Origin of the sequence: Roseateles asaccharophilus (genome assembly GCF_004362405.1) — a bacterium.
In the GTDB taxonomy this organism is placed as follows: domain Bacteria; phylum Pseudomonadota; class Gammaproteobacteria; order Burkholderiales; family Burkholderiaceae_C; genus Kinneretia; species Kinneretia asaccharophila.
Window position 1 is genome coordinate 149,555 of sequence record NZ_SNXE01000009.1, and the last position, 21,790, is coordinate 171,344.

Here is a 21,790-nt window from a genome sequence, read left to right on the forward strand (position 1 = left end):
CTTCGACAGCACGGTCGCGATAGCAGCCGTCAGCGTGGTCTTGCCGTGGTCAACGTGACCAATCGTGCCCACGTTCACGTGCGGCTTGGTACGTTCGAACTTGCCTTTTGCCATCTTGCGCTCCTGGAGGCGAACAGATCAGAAGAGAAGGAAATTGGTGGTGCCCATGACGCGGATCGAACGCGTGACCTCTCCCTTACCAAGGGAGTGCTCTACCACTGAGCCACATGGGCATCGACACAGGTTTGATGACAAGCATCAGCAAACCAGTGCCGACAACGACGACACAACTTCCAAGCCTCTGGAGCGGGAGACGGGAATCGAACCCGCGTCATTAGCTTGGAAGGCTAAGGTTCTACCATTGAACTACTCCCGCCCGGGAGCATGGCCTGGACCCTGCCGCTACGAACAAGATCGCATGCTGTTTGCCTTGGTGGAGGAGGCTGGATTCGAACCAGCGTACGCGTTAGCGGGCAGATTTACAGTCTGCTGCCTTTAACCACTCGGCCACCCCTCCGAGGCAAGCCCTAGACTATAGCACAGCAATTTTTCCGTGCAAACGATTTTTCCAAGTTTTTTGCAAAGACCCGCCCCAAGGCCGATGCACACAAGCTAAAGACACCGCAGCACAAGCCCGGCCGACATCGAATACATCCCAGGCGAACACCACCTGCCACCCCAAGACCACTCATGAATACCAGTTGACTACCAAGCTTGCCAACATCACAGCCCGAACACCCCGAAACGCCCGTCTGATGCGGGTCGCGCGCCCGCCACAGCAGGGAAAACACGGCCCCAAAACTGGTAGCAAAGTGGCACTAGCCGCCGTTATAGTGGCATGGCATTGGTTGCATCAAGGTGCATCTTGGGGGCACCAGGCGCATGCCGCTTCCTGATAGGCATGAGCCCCGGTTCCACTTCGTAACAGGCCCTATACGAATCAACAGGCCATATCGAGGAGCAGTTCATGAAGGTCACAAAGACCCCTATCGCGGCCGCCGTGTCGCTGACCCTGCTGAGCGCAGCGTTCGGCGTGCAAGCGCAAGAAGCAAAGAAGGAAGCCGCCCAGCTGGATCAGGTAGTGATCACCGGCATCCGCGCTTCGCTGGAAACGGCGACCAACATCAAGCGCAATGCCAGCGCCGTTGTTGATGCCGTGTCGGCCGAAGATGTGGGCAAGCTGCCCGACTCCGATGTGGGCCAAGCGCTCGGCCGCATTCCCGGCATCTCCGTGGGCCGCGCCTTCGGCCAAGGCGCTGCGGTTTCGATCCGTGGCACCGACCCGCAAATGACCTACACCACGCTGAACGGCCAGACCATTGCGTCGACCGGCTGGTACGACCAGCTCTCGCTGGATCGCTCCTTCAACTACTCGCTCCTGCCTCCCGAATTGATCGGAGGCATGGAGGTCTACAAGTCCTCGCAGGCCAATTTGACCGAAGGCGGCATTGGCGGCACCGTGATTGTCAAGACCCGCAAGCCGCTTGACATGGACACAAGCGCCATCGTCAGTGCCAAGCTTGGCAAGGGCACGGTCAGCACGGATCTGAACAAGACCGTGTCCGGCCTGTTCAACTACAAGGATCCGAGCAAGCGCTTCGGCGTCATGATCGCAGGCGCCCTGGAGGATGGTGACTATCTTCGCCGCGGAACCGAGAGCTTCGTGGGTTGGGGCTCCTCGCTGCAGAACGTTACGTTCCTGCAAAAGCGCGAACGCAAGGCCCTGAATGTCGCCCTGCAGGCTCGCCCCACGGCTAGTCTCGACTTCAACCTGAACTATCTGAAGCTCGATCTCGCCGCAGACAACGGCAACACCAACCACTACATCTTCCAGGCCGGCGGCTCCGATATCTGCACGCAGAAGAACGTGGATGGCACTTGCATCTTCAGCACAGCAACCAAAGACAAAACCAACCCCGCCTTCGTGGAGACCTGGGCACGTTCGGCTTCTATGGCCTCTGAAAGTCTGAACCTGAACGGCTCGTTCAAGGGTGAGGGTTTCAAGGTCGACGGCACGGTCGGCACCACCAAGGCTACCGGCGGCACCAAGGCCACGACCAACTTCGGCTACTTCGGCGGCAAGCTGCCGGTGTGGACCGGCAGTGTGGATCAGACCGGCAAGCAAGTCGTCGTGTCGCCGAGCTCGGCTCAGGATGTGGATGTTTCCATGTTCCCGAGCAAAGTTGCCCCCTCCGGCGCATGGGCAACCAGCCGTAGCCCGAATACCGACAAAGAGACCTACGCTCAAGTGGATCTGAGCAAGGATCTGAATTGGGGCGCGCTCAGTGCGTTCAAGGCCGGTGCACGCACGACAACGCACACCTTCCAGAAGCGGCAAGAGCGCTCGGTCATGGACAAGACGGGGACCGCTGCCAAGTTTGACGACGTGCTCAAGGAAGTCGACACCGCGGGCCTGTACAGCGGTACTCACCCGCAAGGTTCGCTCGGCTGGAACATGCCCAAGCCGAACATTGATGCCATGTTTGCTGGTACCTACCAGAGCGTCGTGGCTTGGATTGAGCAGCGTCCTGGCCGAGCCGACCTGGAAGAGAAGAACAACAGCCTCTACGGCATGTTTGAGTTTGACCAGGACAAGCTGCGCGGCAACTTCGGCCTGCGCTACGTCCACACCAAGGTGAGCAGCTCGGCCTACAAGTTCGACGCCACCCGGGTGACGCAAGCCGAGATCTTTGCCAAGAAGGACGTGGCACAGAATGATGGCTGGAGCCGCACCCTGTCGACGGACAAGGCCAGCTATAGCGACTGGCTGCCCAGCTTTAACGCAGCCTACGAACTGGACCGCAACAGCATCGTTCGCTTTGCTGCCGCCAAGGCCATCACACGTCCGAACTTCGACAACATGTTCTATGGCAGCCAAGGTGGTTTTGGCGATAACGATCCGACCAACCAGAGCATCACCTTTGGCGATCCGGGCCTCAAGCCGATGAAGTCGAACCAATTCGACCTCAGCTATGAGTTCTACTACGGTCGTGGCAACATGGTGTCGATCGGCGCCTTCTACAAGAGCATCAGCAACTTCGTGTCCACGAAGACTCTTGTCAACCAGAAGATTGGCGTGGCTGATCCGGTGGGCGGCGACAACTGGACCGTCAATCGCTACATCAACGCTGGCGGCGGCAAGATCAAGGGCATCGAAGCCCAGATCAACCACAACTTCGGCGGCGGCTTCGGTACGGTGGCCAACTACACCTACTCCGACGCCACGGCACCTGCTGCCAGCTTCCAAGACGAGCTGAATGTGTTCACCGGATCTTCGAAGCACAACGTCAACTTGGTGGGCTATTACGAGACGGATAGCTACTCCGGTCGTCTGGCCTACAACTGGCGCTCGAAGTACATGGTTCGCGAAACCGGCTGGTACGGAAACCGCATGCACGACCCCATTGGCTCCCTGGACCTGAGCTTGGGTTGGAACGTCACCAAAGACATCAAGCTGGGCTTTGAAGCCATCAATCTGCTGAAGTCCGATGACATCCAGTATGGTGCCGCCGGCAGCAAGACCACGGTCAAGCCCGAGCTGAAGAACGGCTATCCGGCCTGGTCTTACAAGGGTGAGATCACCTACCGCTTTGGCGTCACTGCCAAGTTCTAAATGCCCCGTTAGCATCTGGACAGAAGCCCGGCCACGGCCGGGCTTTTTTTCGTCCGAGCAGGGGCGGCCTCAGTGCGGCCGAGGGTTCAGCGCCGTGGGAGCCGCCCCGCCAACCCAGCAATCGACTGGAGCGCCTCCTATGAAAATCAAACGCATCGCCATCGTCGGCGGCGGAACCGCCGGCTGGCTGGCCGCCAACCATCTTGGCCGGGAGCTGCATGGCGACCGCGAAGTTGAAATCACGGTCATCGAATCCGACGAGGTACCCATCATTGGCGTCGGCGAGGGCACGGTGCCCTCCATCAAAACCTCGCTGCGCAAATTCGGCATCTCGGAGCTGGACCTGCTGCTGTCGTGCGAGACGACGCTGAAGACCGGCATCAAGTTCTCTGGCTGGCTGGACGCGCAACGTCACGGTGCCGGACATCACTACTACCACCCGTTCAGCACCCCATTCCCCGAGGGTCTCGATCTGACGCCAAGTTGGCTGCTACAGGGCCGCCGACCGGACTATCAGGATGTGTCGATCGCGGCGCGGCTGTCCGAAGCCGGGCTTTGCCCCAAGCGCATCGAGTCCCCGCCCTACGAGGGCGAAGTCGACTACGCCTACCACGTCAACGCCTATCAGTTCGCCCGCCTGCTGGCGCGCAATGCGCAGGCCCGCTTCGGGATCAGGCACGTGGTCGGGACCATCATCGGGGCGGACCGCGACGAGACGGGGAAGGTCAGCGCTCTGCGGATGAAGACGGGCGAGCGACTCGGCTTCGACTTCTACGTCGATTGCAGCGGCTTCGCTTCAATCCTGACGCAACAGACGTTGCGCGTGCCTTTCGTGGACAAGTCGCACCAGGTGCTAACCGACACCGCCCTGGTGCAGCAGGTGCCGTTCGAGGCCACGGCAGCGATCCCCCCGTACACACTGGCTCAAGCGCACCGCGCCGGCTGGATATGGGACATCCCGGTGCTGCAGCGCCGCGGCACGGGCTTTGTCTACTCAAGCCGCCACATGTCGGAAGACGAGGCGGTCAGAACCTTCGCCGCCTATCTCGGTCGCTCCGAGGCGGACTTCCAGCCGCGCAAAATCCGTATGCAGATCGGTTTCCGCCAGCAATTCTGGGTCAGCAACTGCGTCGCCTTGGGCTTAGCTCAGGGCTTTGTCGAGCCCCTGGAAGCCACGTCGATTCTGCTGACGGACTTCACGGCCGACCTGCTGGCCAAGAACTTCCCGCGCGAACATGGCGACGAAGCCCGGCTCCAGCCGCATTTCAACCGCCTAGCGCAGAATGCCTGGGAGCGGGTCATCGACTTCGTGCAGATGCACTATCACCTGTCAGACCGCGACGACTCGGCCTTCTGGCGCGACTGCCGCTACGGCACTCATCTGTCGGACCTGCTGCAGGAGCGCCTGGACACGTGGCGCCTGCGACCTCCGATTGCCTCGGACTTCGCCAGCCGCTTCGAGATGTTCAATGTGGAGAACTTCCTCTACGTGCTGTATGGCATGAAGTTCCCGACTCGGGGCTTCCCGGTATCGCCCAAGGAACTCGACAGCAGCGCCGCCCAGTTCGTCGGACTACAGGCGTGCACCGACCAGCTTGCCTCGGAACTGCTGCCGCACGGCCACTGGTTGCGGGAACTGCATGCGGCCCTGGCCGCACAAGGCACGCCATGACTCGGCAAGGCGGCCGGGCATTGCCGGCCGCCATCATCAGACCTTGATATAGATCCGTCGCCTATCCAGCTCGCGCACCACCAGCGCCCAGACCAGCACAAAGCACAGCGCGAAAGCCAGGGAGGCCGCGAAGGGATCGACGGCGCGAGCAAGCCAGCCCAGGCCCAGCGTGTAGATCGGCTTGGCCCAGCCCATGCCCTCCAGCACAACGGCCATCACCCAGGCCCCGGCATAGGCCGCGATGGCATTCACGCCAAAGCTGCGGCCCAGAGCCGGCCAGCCGTGACGGTCCACCAGCTGGTGGGCGGCCAGCAGCGCCAGGGCGGCCCAGCCACCGGTCCACAGCACGAAGCTGCTGGTCCAGAGCTGCTTGTTCCAGGGCAGCAAGCCCTGCGCCGCGTAGCCCAATGCAAGGGCTGCCAGGCCCAGCAGGCACAGGCGCCCGGTGTGGCCGCGGCGCAGCCATTCACCGGCACGCAGCCCCAGCAGGCAGCTGGCCCAGGCACCCAGGGTGCTGAGCAGGCCCTCGGGTTCGTGCGCCAGGCCTCGCGCCGCATCCCACTGATAGGCCAGGGGCCCGAGCAAGACGCTGTCCCAGCGGGCGGCCAGGTTGCCGGCCTGGCTCAGATCGCCGCCGGCCAGGAGCAGCCCGCCGTAGCCGACCAGCAAGAGGCTCAGCAAGGCCCATTGCAGGCTGGCGCGCAGATACAGGGCCACCAGACCCGTGAGCGCAAAGCAGATGCCTATGCGCTGCAGCACGCCCATCAGCCGGAAGTGCGGCTTGTCCATCAGCCACCAGGCCAGGGCATGCAGCACCAGGCCCAGCAGCAGTATGCGCAGGGCGCGCTCAAGCACGGTACGGGCCATCGGCGCCTTGGGCGCACCGGCCTCGATACGCCCGCCCATGCTCAGGGCGATGGAGACGCCGACGATGAAAAGAAAGAAGGGAAAGATCAGGTCGGTCGGCGTGCAGCCGTGCCAGGCCGCATGCTGCAGCGGGGCATAGACATGGCCCCAATCGCCGGGGTTGTTGACCAGCAGCATGGCGGCCACCGACAGGCCGCGCAGCGCATCGACCGAGCCCAGACGCTGATTCTTCGGATCACTCATACAACTTGCTCAAGCACGCAGACCCGCGGCACCGCGAGGCCGGCGGGTCAGGGTTCAAAAATCGCAGCGGCTCTCCAGCGCGGGCTGGGCGGCCGGCACCTGATCCAGGCGCGCGGTACCGGCACGGCGCAGGGCTGCCACCTCGGCCATTACCTGCTCGGGCGAGAGCCGGGCATTGCGCGCATGGAAGACCCAATCCACGTCCTGCTCCCAGACGCGGGCCTCGGCGCTTGCAGGCAAGAGACCGCCGGGCGAGAACCAGAGATTGAAATTGATGGACATGGGCGACACCGGATAGTTGCGCCCCCCATGCTCGGCCACCTGCCGCCCATTGACGAAGAGGCGAGTACGGCCATCCAGGATCTGCATCATCAGCACCTGCCAGCCATCCAGGGAGCCGAACTCCTCGTGCGCCTGGTTGTAGGCCTTCCAGGGCTGCAGCTGCACCGTCTGCCAGCTGATGCCGTACAGCCGCGTCTTCTCGCTGCCCCAGCCGCCATTGGGCAGGTACTCCCAGTCCAGCTCGCTGAACTCGGGGTCGAAGTCGAAACGCAAGGGGCTGACCACATAGAAGGTCTGGATCACCGGGTCGCCGTCCACACCCTGGCGAGGTGCATCCCGGAAACGCAGCCGGGCCGCATAAGTGCCCTCCAGATACTTGCGCTGATGGCAGAGCTGCACCTGCTCGGTGCCGGCGGCGCGGCCATCGGTGCGCGCCTGCAGCCGCAGCAGGCGATTGCCGCGCAGCGACTCATCGTCCAGCAGGCTCAGGCCCTCGGGCGACCAGCGTGCGCCTTCTATGCCGGGGTGCCCAGCCTGGCTGCGCGGCGTCCAGCCGCCCTCGCGCTGCAGCTGCTGCGTCGTGGCGTAGGAAAAGTCGTCAAAAAAAACCTGCCCGGCTTGCGCCGCGGCAGGTTGGCAAAACAGCATGGCAATCGCGCCGGTCAGCGCCGCCATAGCCCCTCTCAAAATCATCGGCTCACTCCTCAATGCCGGCACCCATCTGCTGGCGCACGGCGGACGGACTTGGCTGGGCGCTCAGCGGCCGGCTGCGGCTTGGGCCCCAGCACCTTCTTGCTGGGCCGTCGCCGCGGGGCTCTGTGCCTCGCCGCTCGCGGGAATACGCACAAACAGCAGCAGCAGCAGGGCCGGCACGCCGCAGACGATGGTCCACAGGAAGAAGTCCTGGTAACCCATGGCCAGCTGGATGTCGCCGCTGATGGTCTTGCTGAAGATGAAACCCAGCTGCATCACGCCCGAGCCCAGGGCGTAGTGCGCCGTCTGGAACTTGCCCGGCGCCACCGCCTGCATGATGTAGAGAATCATGCCCACGAAGCCGAAGCCATAGCCAAACATCTCGATGCCCACGGCCAGGCCGATGTGGAACACATCCTCCGGCATGGTGGCCGCCAGGTAGTAGAAGGTCACATTGGGCACGGCCATGGCCACGATCAGCACCGGCATGGCGCGCTTTAGGCCCAGCCAGCTGGTGAAGTAGCCCCCCAAGATGCTGCCCACCAGAAAGGCTGCGGTACCCACGGTGCCGTAGACGCCGCCGATCTGCTCGGTACTCAGCCCCAGACCACCGCTCTCGCGCGCTTCCTTCAGGAACAGCGGGCCGATGGTCTGCACCTGACCTTCGGCGAAGCGGAACAGCACGATGAAGAGAATGGCCATCCAGATGCCGGGCTTTTGCAGAAAGTCTGCAATCACCTCGCGCAGGGTGCGCCAGATGCCGGACGCGGTCAGGTCCGCATGCTCGGTGTTCAGCGTGCCCGGCAGGGCCCAGGCGTTGTAGCTGGCCAGCAGGGCCAGCAGCACGGCCAGCAGGACAAAGATCACCGACCACGCATTCATCACGCCGACCGTGCGCTCCAGATAGCCGGCCAGCACCAGCAAGCCCCCCAGGGTGAGGAACTTCGAGGCATTGAAGAAGGCGCCCTGCCAGCCGGCATAGGCGGCCTGCTGCTTGGCGTCCAGGCTGGCCATATAGAGGCCGTCGCAGGCGATATCGTGCGTGGCCGAGGCATAGGCCAGCAGAAAGAGCACGGCAATGCTGGCCGCAAACCACATGGGCAGCTGCAGGGCCACGGCCATCAGGCCCAGGCCCACCGCGCCGGTGAACTGCATGGCCACCACGATCAGCTTCTTGCTGCGCGCCAGCTCCAGAAAGGGGCTCCACAGCGGCTTGAAGGCCCAGGCCAGGCCCAGGGCGCCGGTCCAGCGTGCGATCTGGTCATTGGCCACGCCCATGTTCTTGAACATGAGTCCGGCGATCAACATCACCACAAAGAACTGCAGGCCCTGCACAAAGTACAGGCTGGGCACCCAACGGATGGGCGAGCGCAGAGGCGTCTGGGTCATGGCAGGGCCTTGGTCTGGGGGCGGTAGCCGGGTGAGCAATCAGTTCAGGGTGACGGGCGGCTGCGCCGTGGCGTCCTGCCGTCCCTGCAGCCAGGCGCGCAGCGCGCTCATCGCGCCCTCGGCATAGCCCCAGGTCACGACGGCCGGCGCCTGCGGCAGATCCAGCACCTGGAAGGGGTTCCAGATGGCCAGATGCAGGTCCACCGCGGCCTGGGCCGCCGTGGCGCCGTAGCGCGCGCGCTGGTTGGACACCAGCACGTTCAGGCGGCCATCGCGCGGCAGATCGGCCGCGCCCAGGGCGCTGAGCTTGGGCAGGTGCAGGAACTCCACATCGCGGAAATGGGCGTCGAAGAGCGCCGCCACCTCCTCCACAGGCAGCCCCGCCTCGGACACGCCATCGCTGGCCACGCTGGCCTGGGTGATCACGCGCAGCGGACGCTCGCTGGTCGGAGGCGTGGCGCCACGCAGGGCGCACAGGGACTGGGCCCAGGCGCGATGCATCAGGGCGTCATCGGCCTCGCGCTGGCCGGCGGCGTAGTCGCGGCGGGCCAGGGGATAGGCGCGGGCCAGGGTCTCGATGCGCGCCGCGGCGGCCTGCACCTCGGCCAGGCTCAGCTGGCCGGCGACCAGGGCGGCGGCGATGGCGTCCAGCACCTCGGCCTGCTCGGCGCGGCTGCCCTGGGCCAGGGGCATGTCGGCGCCGGCCTGCAGGGCCAGCACCGAGGCGCGGGCATAGCCGTAGCGCTCGAACACGGCCTTCATCATCAGCGCGTCGGTGATGACCACGCCGCCAAAGCCCAGGTTCTGGCGCAGCACGCCGCCCAGAATGGTCTTGGACAGGGTGGCCGGATGCTCGGCATCCAGCTGCGGATAGACGATATGGGCGGTCATCACCGCCGGCGCGGCCTCGGCCCCCGAGGCCAGGGCGCGGAAGGGGCGCAGTTCCAGGGCCTCCAGCGCGGCCAGGGACTTGTCCACCGTGGGCAGGGCATGGTGCGAGTCCACATGGGTGTCGCCATGACCGGGGAAGTGCTTGACGCAGCAGGCCACCCCCTCGCGCAGCGAGCCGCGCATCCAGGCCCGGGCCAGGCGGATCACGCGCTCCGGGTCCTCGCCGAAGCTGCGCTCGCCAATCACCGGATTGGCCGGGTTGTTGTTCACGTCCAGCACGGGCGCGAAGTTCCAGTTGATGCCCAGATGGCGCAGGGAACGGGCCACGGCGGCACCCACCTCCTCGGCCAGGGCCTCGTCACCGACGGCACCCAGGGCCATGGCGGCCGGGGCCTGGGGCACGCTGGTGGCGCGGATCACCGAGCCGCCTTCCTGGTCGATGCCGATCAGGCCCAGCGGGCCCATGACCTCGCGCAGATCGGCGGTCAGCTGACGGATCTCATCCTCGCTGCCGAGGTTCTTGCGGAACAGGCAGACCGCGCGAATCTCATGCTCGCGCAAAAAGGCGGCGGTCTCGGCATCCAGAGTCTTGCCGGGAATGTCGACCATCACCAGATGGCCGGGGCGGAAGGCAGGGGTCGCGCTCATGCTCGTGGGAATCAATGCGTCTTGGTCACTTTGGCCAGATGGCGCGGCTGGTCGGGGTTGAGGCCGCGCGCACGCGCCAGGGCCTCGACCATGGGATAGAAGCTCTGCACCGCGGCGATGGGGTCCAGATCCTCATTGCCGGTGGTGGCCAGCTCCAGCTCGGCGCCGGGCGTGCCCTTGGGGGCGGCCAGCAGCACGCGGGCACCACGGCCGCGCATTTCCTCGGCCAGGGCGATCAGGCCGGCCTGGGCCGGGCCGCGCGGAGCGAAAACCAGCAGCGGGTAGCCCTCTTCCACCAGGGCCATGGGGCCATGCTTGACCTCGGCGCCCGAGAAGGCCTCGGCCTGGATGCCGCAGGTTTCCTTGAACTTGAGCGCGGCTTCCATCGCGATGGCCAGGCCGGTACCGCGGCCGATCACGAAGAGCTTGTCGGCGTCCTTGAGCGCTTCCACCGCTGTGTCCCAGCGCAGGGCGGCGGCCTGGGCCAGGGCCTCGGGCAGGGTCTGCAGGGCGGCGGACAGGTCTTCATCATCCTGCCAGGCGGCCACCACGCGGGCACCGGCCACCAGCTGGGCGATATAGCTCTTGGTGGCCGCCACGCTCTGCTCGGGGCCGGCATGCAGGGAGAACACATGCTGGGCGGCCTGGGCCAGGGGCGAGCCCGAGGCGTTGACAAAGGCCACGGTGCGCGCGCCCTGGCTGCTGAAGTACTGGGTGGGCGCCACCAGATCGGGGCTCTGGCCCGACTGCGAGAAGGCCAGCGAGACCAAACCCTTGCTCTCGATCTTGCTCTGGTAGAGCGTGATCAGGGACATGGGCAGGGAGGTGACCAGGCGGCCCAGGCGGGCCATCACCAGATAGGCCATGTAGTGGGCGGCGTGGTCCGAGCTGCCGCGGGCAATGGTCAGCAGGCTGCTGGGCGGCTGGCTGCGCAGCGCCTCGCCCAAGGCTGCGTAAGCGCCTTGATCGGCGGCCAGTTGACGTGCCACGCAGGCGGGAGCGCTCAGCGCCTCCTCCAGCATGCGAGAACCATTCAGATTAGCCGAGCTCAATTTCTTCTCCTTCAACCACCACGCGCTGCAACTGCAGGTCCCGGTCCATCACCACCAAATCCGCCCAGGCGCCCGGGGTCAGACGCCCCCGGTCTTCCAGGCCCATGTAATCCGCCGCGTAGGTCGAGACGCGGCGCGATGCCTCTTCGATTTCCAGGCCCAGGCCCACCAGATTGCGCAGGGCCTGATCCAGGGTCAGGGTGCTGCCGGCCAGGGTGCCGTCGGGCAGACGCACGCCGCCCAAGCACTTCTGGACCTTGTGGCGGCCCAGGCTGTACTCGCCATCGGGCATGCCGGCCGCCGCGGTGGAATCACTCACGCAGAACAGGCAGGGAATGGCGCGCAGCGCCACCTTGATCGCGCCGGGGTGCACATGCAGCAGGTCCGGAATGATCTCGGCGTAGCGCGCATGGGCCAGGGCCGCGCCCACCATGCCGGGCTCGCGGTGGTGCAGGCCGCTCATCGCATTGAAGAGATGGGTGAAGCCGCCGGCGCCATGGGCCAGGGCGGCCACGCCGTCCTCGTAAGTGCCCAGGGTGTGACCGATCTGCACCTGGAAGCCGGCCTCGCGCAGCTGGGTGATGAGCTCCAGATAGCCCGGCAGCTCGGGCGCCAGGGTGATCAGGCGGATGGGCGCCAGCGCATGCAGGGCCAGGATCTCCTCGATGCTGGCGGCCTTGGCAAAGTCGGGCTGGGCGCCCAGCTTGCCCGGGTTGATGTAGGGGCCTTCCAGATGCACGCCCAGCACGCGGGCGCCCTGGGGATCACGCCGTTGGCACAGCGGCCCCACGGCCTCGAGCGCAGCCCGGATCTCGTCCATGGGCGCGGTCATGGTGGTGGCCAGCAAGGCCGTCGTGCCATGCCGGGCATGGAGGCGGGAGATGGCGGCAGCCGCGTCGCTGCCCTCCATGGTGTCGCGCCCGCCGCCGCCGTGCACATGCACGTCGATGAAGCCGGGCAGCACCAGGGGCAGAGTCTGGCGAGCATGTCGGACCTCGGGCTCGGTGACGCTCTCGCCCTCGATGCGGACGATCCGTCCCTCCCGCTGCTCCAGCACGCCGCGCACAAAACCCTGCGGCGTGAGGATGTAGCCCTCGATCTGATCAACAGCCAAACTCATTCCCGTCCCGTTTCCGGCCCTCTAGCCATCCCGTCGCATCTCGGCGACGAAGTCGTAGTAATCGCTGCGGCAGTAGGAATGGGTCAGCTCCACGGCCTGACCCGACTCCAGAAAGCCCACCCGCGTGATGAAGAGCACCGCCTGGCCCACCGGCACCTCCAGCAGGGCCGCCAGCTTGGGCTCGGCATTGATGGCGCGGATGTGCTGCAGCGCGCGCACCGGGGCACCGCCATGGCGGGTCAGATGGGCGTACAGCGAGGCATCCACGGCCTGGGGATCGGGCAGCACCGTCTCGGGCAGCACACTCACCTCGTAGGCCATGACCACCGAATCGGCCAGGCGCAGGCGCTCCAGGCGCGCCACGCGCGCGCCCGTGGCCAGGCCCAGGCTCAGCTGCTCATCCGGTGCCGCCTGGGCAAAGCCGCGGGTCAGCCATTTGGAGCTGGGCTTGAAGCCGCGCTGGTGCAGTTCTTCAGAGAAGCTGGTCAGACGCGAGAGCGGCTGCTCCAGCTTGGGCGCGATGTAGTTGCCGGAACCGCGCTTGCGGATGATCAGACCCTGCTCGACCAGACGGTCGATGGCCTTGCGCGCCGTCACGCGCGAGAGATCCAGCGATTCGGACAACACCCGCTCCGAGGGCAAGGCCTCGTCAGGGTGGTAGTGGCCATCGCGTATGGCCTGGGCCAGCTTGTGCGCCAGCTGCATATACAGCGGCGATGCGGCCTCGGGGTCGGCCTTGAATTGGAAAGGAAGCTTGGTGGCAGTGGCAGAAGCAGTCATCAGAGTCCCATCTCGGTGAGTGCGCGGCCTATCATCAGCAGCGCGCCGTCCGCCGAGTCGCCTTGCGGCTCGACGCAGCGGGCACGAATGGTGCCTGAGAAATACGCCGCCACGCGGCGCGCGATGCTGCCGCACAGCGCCACGGGCAGTCGCCCCGAGGGATCCAGTGCCAGCGCCAGACGCTCCAGCTCCGCCACCGTCTCTTCCACAAAGGCGCGCGCTACCGGATCCTGGGCCGCCTGATCGAAGACCAGGGGCGCCAGGCTGGCGTAGGCATGCTGCCCCGCCGCGGCACACCAATCGGCCAGCGCATCACGCTGCCCACCGGTCGCGGCCCAGACCGCATGCGCCAGGGCACCTGCCGGCACACGGCCATCCATGGCCTGCTGGGCGTGGCGCATGGCCTTGATGCCCAGCCAGGCGCCACTGCCCTCGTCGCCCGTGATCCAGCCCCAGCCGCTGATCAGCACGCGCGAACCATCCTCGCGCAGGGCCTCGCCCACGGCACCGGTGCCCGAGGCCACCACAGCCCCCGGCCGGCCGCCATGGGCACCCAGCACGGTGGTGTAGCCGTCGTTCTCCAGCAGCACCCGGGCATAACCCGGCTGCAGGCGCAGAAAGCTCTCGGCCTGCTCCGCAATGGTGGCGCCCGAGAGCCCCAGCCCGATGGCGCATTCCGCCAGGTCCAAAACGCCCAGACCCGCCTGCCCCGCGGCGGCCATCACGGCCTGCTGCACATGGCGCCAGGCCTGCTCTACCCCTTGGCCCAGGGCCGAGGGGCCCGCCTCACCCTGGCCCAGCACCCGCCCCTGCCGGTAGGCCAGACGCACGCGGGTGCCGGTACCCCCACCGTCCACGCCAATCAGAAAGCGTACGGGTTTGGTGGCAGACTGTGAGGGCGCGCTCGCGGCGCGTGCGAAGGCCGTGTTCATATTTAATACCAGTCTAGTACCAGAGACAACTGGGCGTCAATTGGTATTCACCACTCACACGGCGGAATGGCGTGGGGCGGCGGATTTATCGGGTTAATACCAATAAAACACCAGCCCGAGTATCACGGCGCTTCGGGGTTTTTACCGATCTTCCAGACTCCAATCCACAGGCCGCCCGCGCAAGGCCAGCCAGGCCGCCGCGCGCGAGAAGTGCCCGCAGCCAATAAACGGCGTGGGCGGCCGGGTGGCCGAGAGTGGCGAGGGGTGGTTGGCCTGCAGCACCAGATGGCGGCGCGCCACATCGGCGCCCGCAATCAGCTGGGCCTTGGCCTGGGCATGGGCACCCCAGAGCAGAAAAGCCTTGGGCGCGGCATCGGCCGCGGCGCGCAGGGTCAGGGCGTCGCTGAGCGCCTCCCAGCCCTTCTTGGCGTGGCTGGCCGGGGCGCCGTCCTCCACCGTGAGGCAGGTATTGAGCAGCAGCACGCCGCGGCGCGCCCAGGCGCCCAGATGGCCATGGGCCGGCGGCGGCAGGCCCAGGTCGCGCTGCAGCTCCTTGAAGATATTGCGCAGGCTGGGCGGCAGCTTCTTGAGCGTGGGCGGCACCGAAAAGGCCAGGCCCTCGGCCTGACCGGGCCCGTGATAGGGGTCCTGCCCCAGGATCACGACGCGCACCTGATCCAGGGGCGTGAGCGTGAGCGCCCTGAAGGGCTCGGGCGGATAGATCAGCGCACCGGCGGCGCGGCGCTGGGCCAGAAAGGCCTCCAGGCCCTGGCCCGCGGGCGAGGCCTGCCAGGCCTCGACCACCTCCTGCCAGCCCGCGCTCACGAGGCAAACAGGGCCGAGAGGGCCTGACCCGGATCCGGCGCGCGCATAAAGGCCTCACCCACCAGGAAGGCGTGCACCTGGGCGGCGCGCAGGGTCTGCACATCGGCCGGGGCCAGGATGCCGCTCTCGGTCACCAGCAGGCGGTCCGCCGGCACGTCCTTGAGCAGGCCCAGGGTGGTGTCCAGCGTGACCTCGAACGTGCGCAGATTGCGGTTGTTGATGCCCACCAGGGGCGTCTTCAGGCGCAGGGCGCGCGCCAGCTCCGCGCCGTCATGCACCTCGACCAGCACGTCCAGGCCCAGGCTTTGCGCCACAGCCTCCAGATCGGCCATCCGCGCGTCGTCCAGGCAGGCGGCGATCAGCAGGATGCAGTCGGCCCCCATGGCCCGCGCCTCGAAGACCTGGTACTCGTCGACCATGAAGTCCTTGCGCAGCACCGGCAGGGCCACGGCCGCGCGGGCCTGGCGCAGGTAGTCGGCCGCGCCCTGGAAGAACTGCTCGTCGGTCAGCACCGAGAGGCAGGCCGCGCCGTGACGCTCATAGCTCTGCGCGATTTCGGCCGGGCGGAAGTCGGCACGGATCACGCCCTTGCTGGGGCTGGCCTTCTTGATCTCGGCGATCACGCCGCTGTGGCCCGCGGCGATCTTGGCGCGCAGCGCGCGCTCGAAGCCGCGCGTCACGCGGTCGGCCTCGGCCTGCTCGCGAACGGCCGCCAGGGGCAGGCGCGCGCGCGCGGCCGCCACTTCCTCATGCTTGACCGCAACGATGCGCTTCAGGATGTCGGCCATGGTCTCAAGCCTCCTGGCCCAGGGCCTGGGTGGTGGTCACAAACTGATCCAGCTTGGCGCGGGCCGCGCCGCTGGCAATGGCCTCGCGCGCCTTGGCAATGCCGGCGGCGATGGAGTCCACCACATTGGCGGCATAGAGCGTGGCGCCGGCATTGAGCAGCACGATGTCGCGCGCCGGGCCTTCCTCATTGGCCAGGGCGCCCAGCAGCATGCGGCGGCTGTCCTCGGGGCCGCTGACCTTGAGGCTGCGGTTGCTGGCCATGGCCAGGCCGAAGTCCTCCGGATGGATCTCGTACTCGCGCACCTCGCCGTTCTTCAGCTCGCCCACCAGGGTGCCCGCGCCCAGCGAGATCTCGTCCATGCCGTCCTTGCCATAGACCACCACGGCATGCTCGGCGCCCAGGCGCTGCATCACGCGCACCTGGATGCCCACCAGATCGGGGTGGAACACACCCATCAGGATGTTCTTGGCATCCGCCGGATTGGTCAGCGGGCCCAGGATGTTGAAGATGGTGCGCACGCCCAGCTCCTTGCGCACCGGGGCGATGTTCTTCATGGCCGGGTGGTGGTTGGGCGCGAACATGAAGCCGATGCCGGCGCGCTGCACGCTCTGCGCCACCTGGGCGGGGCTGAGCATGATGTTGGCGCCCAGGGCCTCCAGCACATCGGCACTGCCGGTCTTGCTGGAGACGCTGCGGTTGCCATGCTTGGCCACCTGGGCCCCGGCCGCGGCGGCCACGAACATGGAGCAGGTGCTGATATTGAAGGTGTGGGCGCCGTCGCCGCCCGTGCCCACCACATCCACCAGATGCGGGCCCGGCTGCAGCGGCACCTTGACCGAGAACTCGCGCATGACCTGGGCCGCGGCGGTGATCTCGCCAATGGTCTCCTTCTTGACGCGCAGGCCGGTGAGCAGGGCCGCGGCGATCACGGGCGACATCTCGCCGCCCATGATGCGGCGCATCAGGGCCAGCATCTCGTCGTGGAAGATCTCGCGGTGCTCGATGACGCGGGTCAGGGCTTCGTGGTCGGTGATCGGCATCTCAGGCTCCGAGGAAGTAGTCACGGACGGCGGCAATCGCGCGCTCGACGCCAACGGCGTCCACATCCAGATGGATAACGAAGCGCAAGCGGTACAGGCCGGTGGCCAGCACGCCGCGCGCTTTCAGGTGTTCGATCAGGCCGGCGGCGCGCTCGGGCGCCACATCGGCAAAGACGATATTGGTCTGCGGCGCCTCCACGCTCAGACCGGGCAGGCCTTGCAGGCCCTCGGCCAGGCGGCGCGCCAGGGCGTGGTCGTCCGCCAGGCGCCGCACATGGTGATGCAGCGCATGCTGGGCGGCCGCGGCCAGCAGACCGGCCTGGCGCAGGCCGCCGCCGCTCATCTTGCGCCAGCGGTGCGCGCGCTGGATAAACTCGCGGCTGCCGCAGAGCACCGAACCCACGGGCGCGCCCAGGCCCTTGGAGAAGCAGACCGAGACGCTGTCGAAATGGCTGCAGATGCGGCGCGCCGCCGCGTAGGGCTCGGCGGCGTCAATCGCCACCGCGGCATTGAAGAGTCGCGCGCCGTCCAAATGCCGGGCCAGACCGCGGCGCTGGGCCAGCGCAGACGCGGCGGCCAGATAGTCCATAGGCAGCACCTTGCCGCCTATGGTGTTCTCCAGGGCGAGCAGCCGGGTGCGGGCGAAGTGCGCGTCATCGGGCTTGATCTGGGCTTCCACCTCGTCCAGCGGCAGCGAGCCGTCCGGCGCATGGGCAATGGGCTGGGGCTGGATGGAGCCCAGCACCGCGGCACCGCCGCCTTCCCAGCGGTAGGTGTGGGCGTACTGGCCCACGATGTATTCCTCGCCGCGCTGGCAGTGGCTCATCAGCGCGCAGAGATTGCTCTGCGTGCCGGTAGGCATGAAGAGCGCGGCCTCGAAGCCCAGCATCTCGGCCAGCTCGGCCTGCAGCGCATTGACGCTGGGATCGTCACCAAACACATCGTCGCCCAAGGGCGCGGCCGACATGGCCTCGCGCATGGCGGCGGTGGGCTGGGTGACGGTGTCGCTGCGCAGATCAACCCGTGGCGGCTGGCTCATGGGGCAAGCTCCAGAAAGTTGCGGAGCATGGCGTGGCCATGTTCGGACAGGATGGATTCCGGGTGGAACTGCACGCCCTCCAGCGGCGTGGCCGTGCCGGCCAGCTCGCGGTGGCGCACGCCCATGATCTCGCCGTCCTCGCTGCGGGCGCTGATCTCCAGCACGGCCGGCATGGTGGCCTCCTCGATCACCAGGGAGTGGTAGCGGATCACGCTGAATTCGCGCGGCAGACCGGTGAACACGCCCTTCTGGTCGGTGCTGATGGTGCTGGCCTTGCCATGCATCTGGGTCTGGGCCCGGATGATGCGGCCGCCCAGGGCGGCGCCTATGCTCTGGTGGCCCAGGCACACGCCCAGGATGGGCAGCTTGCCCTGGAAGGCACGGATGGCTTCCACGCACACCCCCGCCTCGGCCGGCGTGCAGGGGCCGGGCGAGAACACCAGGTGCTCGGGCTTGAGGGCGCCGATCTCCTCCACCGTGATCTCGTCATTGCGCACGACCTTGACGTCCGCGCCGAGTTCGCCGAAGTACTGCACCAGGTTGAAGGTGAAGCTGTCGTAGTTGTCGATCATCAGCAGCATTTAGAAACCCTCCTCAACGAGTTCGGCGGCACGAATCAGCGCGCGCGCCTTCGCTTCGGTCTCCTTCCATTCCAGCTCGGGCACCGAATCGGCCACGATGCCGGCCGCGGCCGAGACATAGAGCGTCTGGTCCTGCACGATGCCGGTGCGGATGGCGATGGCCAGGTCCATATCGCCGGCAAAGCTCAGGTAGCCGCAGGCGCCGCCATAGATGCCGCGTTTGACGGGCTCCAGCTCGTCAATGATCTGCATGGCCCGGATCTTGGGCGCGCCGCTGAGGGTGCCGGCCGGGAAGGTGGCGCGCAGCACATCCATATTGCTCTGGCCCTGCTTCAAGGTGCCCTCGACATTGCTGACGATGTGCATCACATGCGAGTAACGCTCCACCGCGAAGGCATCAGTCAGCTTGACCGAGCCGGTCTCGGCGATGCGGCCCACATCGTTGCGGGCCAGATCGATCAGCATCAGATGCTCGGCGCGCTCCTTGGGGTCGGCCTTGAGCTCAGCCTCCAGCGCCTGGTCCAGCTCGGGCGTGGCGCCGCGCGGGCGGGTGCCGGCCAGGGGGCGGATGGTGATGCGTTCTTCATCGGCAATGCGCTCGTGGCGCACCAGGATCTCGGGCGAGGCGCCCACGATCTGGAAGTCCCCCATGTCATAGAAATACATATAGGGGCTGGGGTTCAGCGAGCGCAGCGCGCGGTACAGGCTCAGCGGCGACTCGGTATAGCGCTTGGCCAGACGCTGGCCGAAGACGATCTGCATGCAATCGCCGGCGGCGATGTAGTCCTTGGCCTTGAGCACCGCGGCCTCGAAGTCCTCGCGCTTGAAATCGCGCTGCACCGGATGCGACTGGCCGCGCTTGACCTGGGGCGCGCTGACCGAATAGGCCAGCTTGTCGCGCAGCTCGGTCAGGCGCTTCTTGCCGCGGAAATAGGCCTCGGGCTGGGTGGGATCGGCATAGACGATGAGGTACAGGCGCCCCGAGAGGTTGTCGATGACCGCCAGCTCCTCGCACTGCAGCAGCATCACGTCCGGCGTGGCTAGGCCGCCGCTCTTATGCGTCTGGGCCAGCTTGGGCTCGATATAGCGCACCGCGTCATAGCCGAAGTAGCCGGCCAGGCCGCCGCAAAAGCGCGGCATGCCCGGGCGCAGGGCCACCTTGAAGCGTTGCTGGTAGGCCTCGATGAAGTCCAGCGGATTGCCCTCGTGGGTCTCCACCACCGCGCCGTCGCGCAGCACCTCGGTCTTGAAGCCCTCGCTCCTGAGCACGGTGCGGGCCGGCAGGCCGATGAAGGAGTAACGCCCGAAGCGCTCGCCCCCCACCACCGATTCCAGCAGAAAGCTGTGGCGGCCCTGGCCGGCACCGGCGCAGAGCTTGAGATAGAGGGAGAGCGGGGTTTCAAGATCCGCAAAAGCCTCGCTGATCAGCGGGATGCGGTTGTAGCCCTGGGCGGCCAGGCTCTGGAATTCCAGTTCGGTGATCACGTCGTCAAACCTCGAATACGGGGGCGCTACGCCGGCTCGCAGAGGAGCCGCCGGGAAAACAGGCGCGCGCCGGTTCAATCAGGTCGCTTGACTGCGGCCGGCTCCCTGCGGGGAGCGATCGATCGGGTTTCGATTGTGAGGCCCGCGCATGACACGTCGTGCGGTCAGCGGGGCGGCAAGCAACAGTCAGGCGGCTTCAGCGGGCGAAGTCGTTCGAGCGACGCCAGGGCCAGGCTCCCCGGTCGTTCGACCCCTTGATGTGCTTGCGCGTGATGAACATGATGCGGCCGAGTGTAGCAGCGCCCACCCGCTGATCGACTCGGTAAAGCTCCGGTGTCCAACTGTGACACTTGCCACAGACGAGTGCGCGCGCTTCGCACCATACTCCGGCCTGCCCGCCGCCAGAGCGGGATGGACGGAGACAAGCAAGATGAGATCAAGCCTCGCAGCCCTGCTGCTCGCCGCCGTGGTGAGCGCCCCGGCCTGGGCCCAGTCGGTCGATGTGGCCGGCGTCAAGTACGAGCCCCAGGCCGAGGTCGGCGGACAGAAGCTACAGCTCAACGGCGCCGGCATACGTTTCAAGGCGGTGTTCAAGGTCTACACCGCCGGCCTCTACCTCACGAGCAAGGCCGGCACGCCCGAGGCGGTGCTGGCCAACCCTGGCCCCAAGCGCCTGCACATCCAGATGCTGCGCGATATCGACGGGGCCGAGCTGGGCAAGCTCTTCACCAAGGGCATGGAGGACAACTCCACCCGCGAGGAGTTCGGCCGCTCGATCTCGGGCGTGCTGCGCATCGCCGAGATCTTTGCCAGCAAGAGAAAGCTGGCCAGCGGCGAGAACTTCAGCGTGGACTGGCTGCCGGGCACCGGCGCCGTGGTCTCCATCAATGGCAGCCGCGTGGCCGGCGAGCCCATCAAGGAGCCCGAGTTCTTCAATGTGCTGCTCAAGATCTGGCTGGGCAAGTCACCCGCCGATGCCCAGCTCAAGGACGCCTTGCTGGGCCAGCAGCGCGGCGGCAGCCGTCAGGCCGGATCGGGCAACTGAATCTGGTCCAGCCGGTCCAGATGCTGCAGGGCCGGCACCGCATCGATGGGCTCGCCATGGTTGTAGCCATGGCGTAGCAGCAGCACCGGGCAGCCCGCGGCGTGGGCGGCCTGGGCGTCGTTGCTGCTGTCCCCGATCATCCAGCTGGCCGCGGGCGGCGTGCCCAGGGCCTCGCAGGTCTTGAGCAGGGGCAGCGGGTCGGGCTTCTTGCGCTCGAAGTCATCTCCCCCGAAGACCTTGTCGAAATAGCCCGCCAGGCCCTTGCGCGCCAGCAGCTCGCGGGCGAAGGCGGCCGGCTTGTTGGTCAGGCAGGCCATGGGCAGGCCGCGCGCGCGCAGGCGTTCCAGGCCCTCCAGGGTGCCGGGAAACAGATCGGAATACTGGCCGTTGAGCCGCTCGTAGTGATGCTGGTAGCGGGCCCAGGCCTGCTCGTAGAGCGTGGGCGCGCCGCCCACCGCGGCCAGGGTGCTGCGGATCAGGTGCTCGCTGCCGCGACCCACCGTGTGGGCCACGAAGTCGCGCTGCACCGCCGGCAGGGCCAGCTCGGCCAGCACCTCGTTGAGCACGGCCACAAAATCGCCCAGGGTGTCGACCAGGGTGCCGTCCAGATCGACCAGAAAGGCCTGGGGCGGGAGTTGGTGTGACTTAATGAAGTTCAAAAGTCAAAAAGAAGTTCAAGAAGCTAGCCCTCATCGTCGCACACCACCGCAAATAGAGTTCAAAAAGTAGCGCGCCTGGAATGTCGCAGAGACGCAGAAGTCCGACTCACCGCCATGTAAATGCCCGGGTCTTGACCGCCGCAA

19 protein-coding genes and 3 tRNA genes are annotated in these 21,790 nt (G+C 66.5%); 3 read left to right on the plus strand and 19 right to left on the minus strand.

Translation table 11 applies throughout. The features are described from left to right. From DFR39_RS20410 to DFR39_RS17215, 4 genes are all read right to left on the minus strand, one after another. A partial coding sequence (locus DFR39_RS20410; RefSeq protein ID WP_204317187.1) for a GTP-binding protein occupies window positions 1-114 on the minus strand: 114 nt, incomplete at its 3' end. A 44-nt stretch (window positions 115-158) separates the two neighbouring features. After that, window positions 159-233, minus strand: a tRNA-Thr gene (locus DFR39_RS17205). A gap of 69 nt (window positions 234-302) precedes the next feature. After that, a tRNA-Gly gene (locus DFR39_RS17210) sits at window positions 303-376 on the minus strand. A gap of 55 nt (window positions 377-431) precedes the next feature. Next, a tRNA-Tyr gene (locus DFR39_RS17215) sits at window positions 432-517 on the minus strand. A gap of 450 nt (window positions 518-967) precedes the next feature. On the opposite strand from DFR39_RS17215, the gene DFR39_RS17220 reads away from it, so the two are divergent. Beyond that, on the plus strand, window positions 968-3,613 hold the full coding sequence (locus tag DFR39_RS17220; protein WP_133605077.1) for a TonB-dependent receptor: 2,646 nt from the start codon (window positions 968-970) through the stop codon (window positions 3,611-3,613). Window positions 3,614-3,752: 139 nt separating this feature from the next. After that, entirely contained in the window at window positions 3,753-5,285 is a 1,533-nt protein-coding gene (locus DFR39_RS17225) for a tryptophan halogenase family protein (RefSeq protein WP_133605078.1), read from the plus strand. Between the two features lie 36 nt (window positions 5,286-5,321). On the opposite strand, the gene DFR39_RS17230 is transcribed toward DFR39_RS17225, so the two are convergent. The 14 genes from DFR39_RS17230 to trpE all read right to left on the minus strand — a co-directional run bounded on the left by DFR39_RS17230 (window position 5,322) and on the right by trpE (window position 19,942). After that, the gene (locus DFR39_RS17230) at window positions 5,322-6,395 is read right to left on the minus strand and encodes an acyltransferase family protein (protein ID WP_133605079.1); all 1,074 of its coding nucleotides are present in this window, start codon (window positions 6,393-6,395) and stop codon (window positions 5,322-5,324) included. A 54-nt stretch (window positions 6,396-6,449) separates the two neighbouring features. Continuing rightward, on the minus strand, window positions 6,450-7,352 hold the full coding sequence (locus DFR39_RS17235) for a glycoside hydrolase family 16 protein (protein ID WP_162849570.1): 903 nt from the start codon (window positions 7,350-7,352) through the stop codon (window positions 6,450-6,452). An 81-nt stretch (window positions 7,353-7,433) separates the two neighbouring features. Continuing rightward, window positions 7,434-8,759, minus strand: a complete 1,326-nt coding sequence (locus DFR39_RS17240; RefSeq protein WP_133605081.1) for an MFS transporter — start codon at window positions 8,757-8,759, stop codon at window positions 7,434-7,436. A gap of 39 nt (window positions 8,760-8,798) precedes the next feature. Beyond that, window positions 8,799-10,298, minus strand: coding sequence for a beta-N-acetylhexosaminidase (gene nagZ, locus DFR39_RS17245; protein ID WP_246030879.1), 1,500 nt, complete (start codon window positions 10,296-10,298; stop codon window positions 8,799-8,801). 11 nt (window positions 10,299-10,309) lie between these two features. After that, entirely contained in the window at window positions 10,310-11,320 is a 1,011-nt protein-coding gene (locus DFR39_RS17250) for an SIS domain-containing protein (RefSeq protein ID WP_133605119.1), read from the minus strand. 16 nt (window positions 11,321-11,336) lie between these two features. Beyond that, complete coding sequence (gene nagA / locus DFR39_RS17255) at window positions 11,337-12,470, minus strand: N-acetylglucosamine-6-phosphate deacetylase (protein WP_133605082.1); 1,134 nt, start codon at window positions 12,468-12,470, stop codon at window positions 11,337-11,339. Window positions 12,471-12,491: 21 nt separating this feature from the next. Continuing rightward, window positions 12,492-13,250, minus strand: a complete 759-nt coding sequence (locus tag DFR39_RS17260) for a GntR family transcriptional regulator (RefSeq protein WP_133605083.1) — start codon at window positions 13,248-13,250, stop codon at window positions 12,492-12,494. Next, window positions 13,250-14,182: a glucosamine kinase nucleotide-binding domain-containing protein gene (locus DFR39_RS17265; RefSeq protein ID WP_133605084.1), complete on the minus strand. Its 933-nt coding sequence runs from the start codon at window positions 14,180-14,182 to the stop codon at window positions 13,250-13,252. The genes DFR39_RS17260 and DFR39_RS17265 overlap by 1 nt, the downstream gene beginning before the upstream one ends. Before the next feature lie 141 nt (window positions 14,183-14,323). After that, complete coding sequence (locus DFR39_RS17270; protein WP_133605085.1) at window positions 14,324-15,007, minus strand: uracil-DNA glycosylase; 684 nt, start codon at window positions 15,005-15,007, stop codon at window positions 14,324-14,326. Beyond that, on the minus strand, window positions 15,004-15,795 hold the full coding sequence (gene trpC, locus DFR39_RS17275) for an indole-3-glycerol phosphate synthase TrpC (protein WP_133605086.1): 792 nt from the start codon (window positions 15,793-15,795) through the stop codon (window positions 15,004-15,006). Before trpC ends, DFR39_RS17270 begins: the two co-directional genes overlap by 4 nt. Before the next feature lie 4 nt (window positions 15,796-15,799). After that, a complete protein-coding gene (gene trpD, locus DFR39_RS17280; protein WP_133605087.1) occupies window positions 15,800-16,837 on the minus strand; it encodes an anthranilate phosphoribosyltransferase in 1,038 nt (345 codons plus the stop codon). 1 nt (window position 16,838) lies between these two features. Continuing rightward, window positions 16,839-17,876, minus strand: coding sequence for a low-specificity L-threonine aldolase (ltaE, locus tag DFR39_RS17285; protein ID WP_133605088.1), 1,038 nt, complete (start codon window positions 17,874-17,876; stop codon window positions 16,839-16,841). Continuing rightward, a complete protein-coding gene (locus DFR39_RS17290; RefSeq protein WP_133605089.1) occupies window positions 17,873-18,457 on the minus strand; it encodes an anthranilate synthase component II in 585 nt (194 codons plus the stop codon). The genes ltaE and DFR39_RS17290 overlap by 4 nt, the downstream gene beginning before the upstream one ends. Beyond that, the gene (trpE, locus tag DFR39_RS17295; RefSeq protein ID WP_133605090.1) at window positions 18,458-19,942 is read right to left on the minus strand and encodes an anthranilate synthase component I; all 1,485 of its coding nucleotides are present in this window, start codon (window positions 19,940-19,942) and stop codon (window positions 18,458-18,460) included. Between the two features lie 430 nt (window positions 19,943-20,372). Between trpE and DFR39_RS17300 the strand changes: the two genes are divergently transcribed. Beyond that, entirely contained in the window at window positions 20,373-20,987 is a 615-nt protein-coding gene (locus DFR39_RS17300; protein ID WP_133605091.1) for a chalcone isomerase family protein, read from the plus strand. Here DFR39_RS17300 and gph read toward each other — a convergent pair. Beyond that, window positions 20,966-21,646, minus strand: coding sequence for a phosphoglycolate phosphatase (gene gph, locus DFR39_RS17305; protein ID WP_133605092.1), 681 nt, complete (start codon window positions 21,644-21,646; stop codon window positions 20,966-20,968). The genes DFR39_RS17300 and gph overlap by 22 nt on opposite strands. Window positions 21,647-21,790: the final 144 nt, after the last annotated feature.

Excerpts from the sequence above, each read along its gene's own strand:
- DFR39_RS17220 (WP_133605077.1), top strand. The coding sequence starts at position 968 with ATGAAGGTCACAAAGACCCCTATCGCGGCCGCCGTGTCGCTGACCCTG.
- DFR39_RS17225 (WP_133605078.1), top strand. The coding sequence starts at position 3,753 with ATGAAAATCAAACGCATCGCCATCGTCGGCGGCGGAACCGCCGGCTGG.
- DFR39_RS17230 (WP_133605079.1), bottom strand. The coding sequence starts at position 6,395 with ATGAGTGATCCGAAGAATCAGCGTCTGGGCTCGGTCGATGCGCTGCGC.
- DFR39_RS17235 (WP_162849570.1), bottom strand. The coding sequence starts at position 7,352 with ATGGCGGCGCTGACCGGCGCGATTGCCATGCTGTTTTGCCAACCTGCC.
- DFR39_RS17240 (WP_133605081.1), bottom strand. The coding sequence starts at position 8,759 with ATGACCCAGACGCCTCTGCGCTCGCCCATCCGTTGGGTGCCCAGCCTG.
- nagZ (WP_246030879.1), bottom strand. The coding sequence starts at position 10,298 with ATGAGCGCGACCCCTGCCTTCCGCCCCGGCCATCTGGTGATGGTCGAC.
- DFR39_RS17250 (WP_133605119.1), bottom strand. The coding sequence starts at position 11,320 with ATGCTGGAGGAGGCGCTGAGCGCTCCCGCCTGCGTGGCACGTCAACTG.
- nagA (WP_133605082.1), bottom strand. The coding sequence starts at position 12,470 with ATGAGTTTGGCTGTTGATCAGATCGAGGGCTACATCCTCACGCCGCAG.
- DFR39_RS17260 (WP_133605083.1), bottom strand. The coding sequence starts at position 13,250 with ATGACTGCTTCTGCCACTGCCACCAAGCTTCCTTTCCAATTCAAGGCC.
- DFR39_RS17265 (WP_133605084.1), bottom strand. The coding sequence starts at position 14,182 with ATGAACACGGCCTTCGCACGCGCCGCGAGCGCGCCCTCACAGTCTGCC.
- trpC (WP_133605086.1), bottom strand. The coding sequence starts at position 15,795 with ATGGCCGACATCCTGAAGCGCATCGTTGCGGTCAAGCATGAGGAAGTG.
- trpD (WP_133605087.1), bottom strand. The coding sequence starts at position 16,837 with ATGCCGATCACCGACCACGAAGCCCTGACCCGCGTCATCGAGCACCGC.
- ltaE (WP_133605088.1), bottom strand. The coding sequence starts at position 17,876 with ATGAGCCAGCCGCCACGGGTTGATCTGCGCAGCGACACCGTCACCCAG.
- DFR39_RS17290 (WP_133605089.1), bottom strand. The coding sequence starts at position 18,457 with ATGCTGCTGATGATCGACAACTACGACAGCTTCACCTTCAACCTGGTG.
- DFR39_RS17300 (WP_133605091.1), top strand. The coding sequence starts at position 20,373 with ATGAGATCAAGCCTCGCAGCCCTGCTGCTCGCCGCCGTGGTGAGCGCC.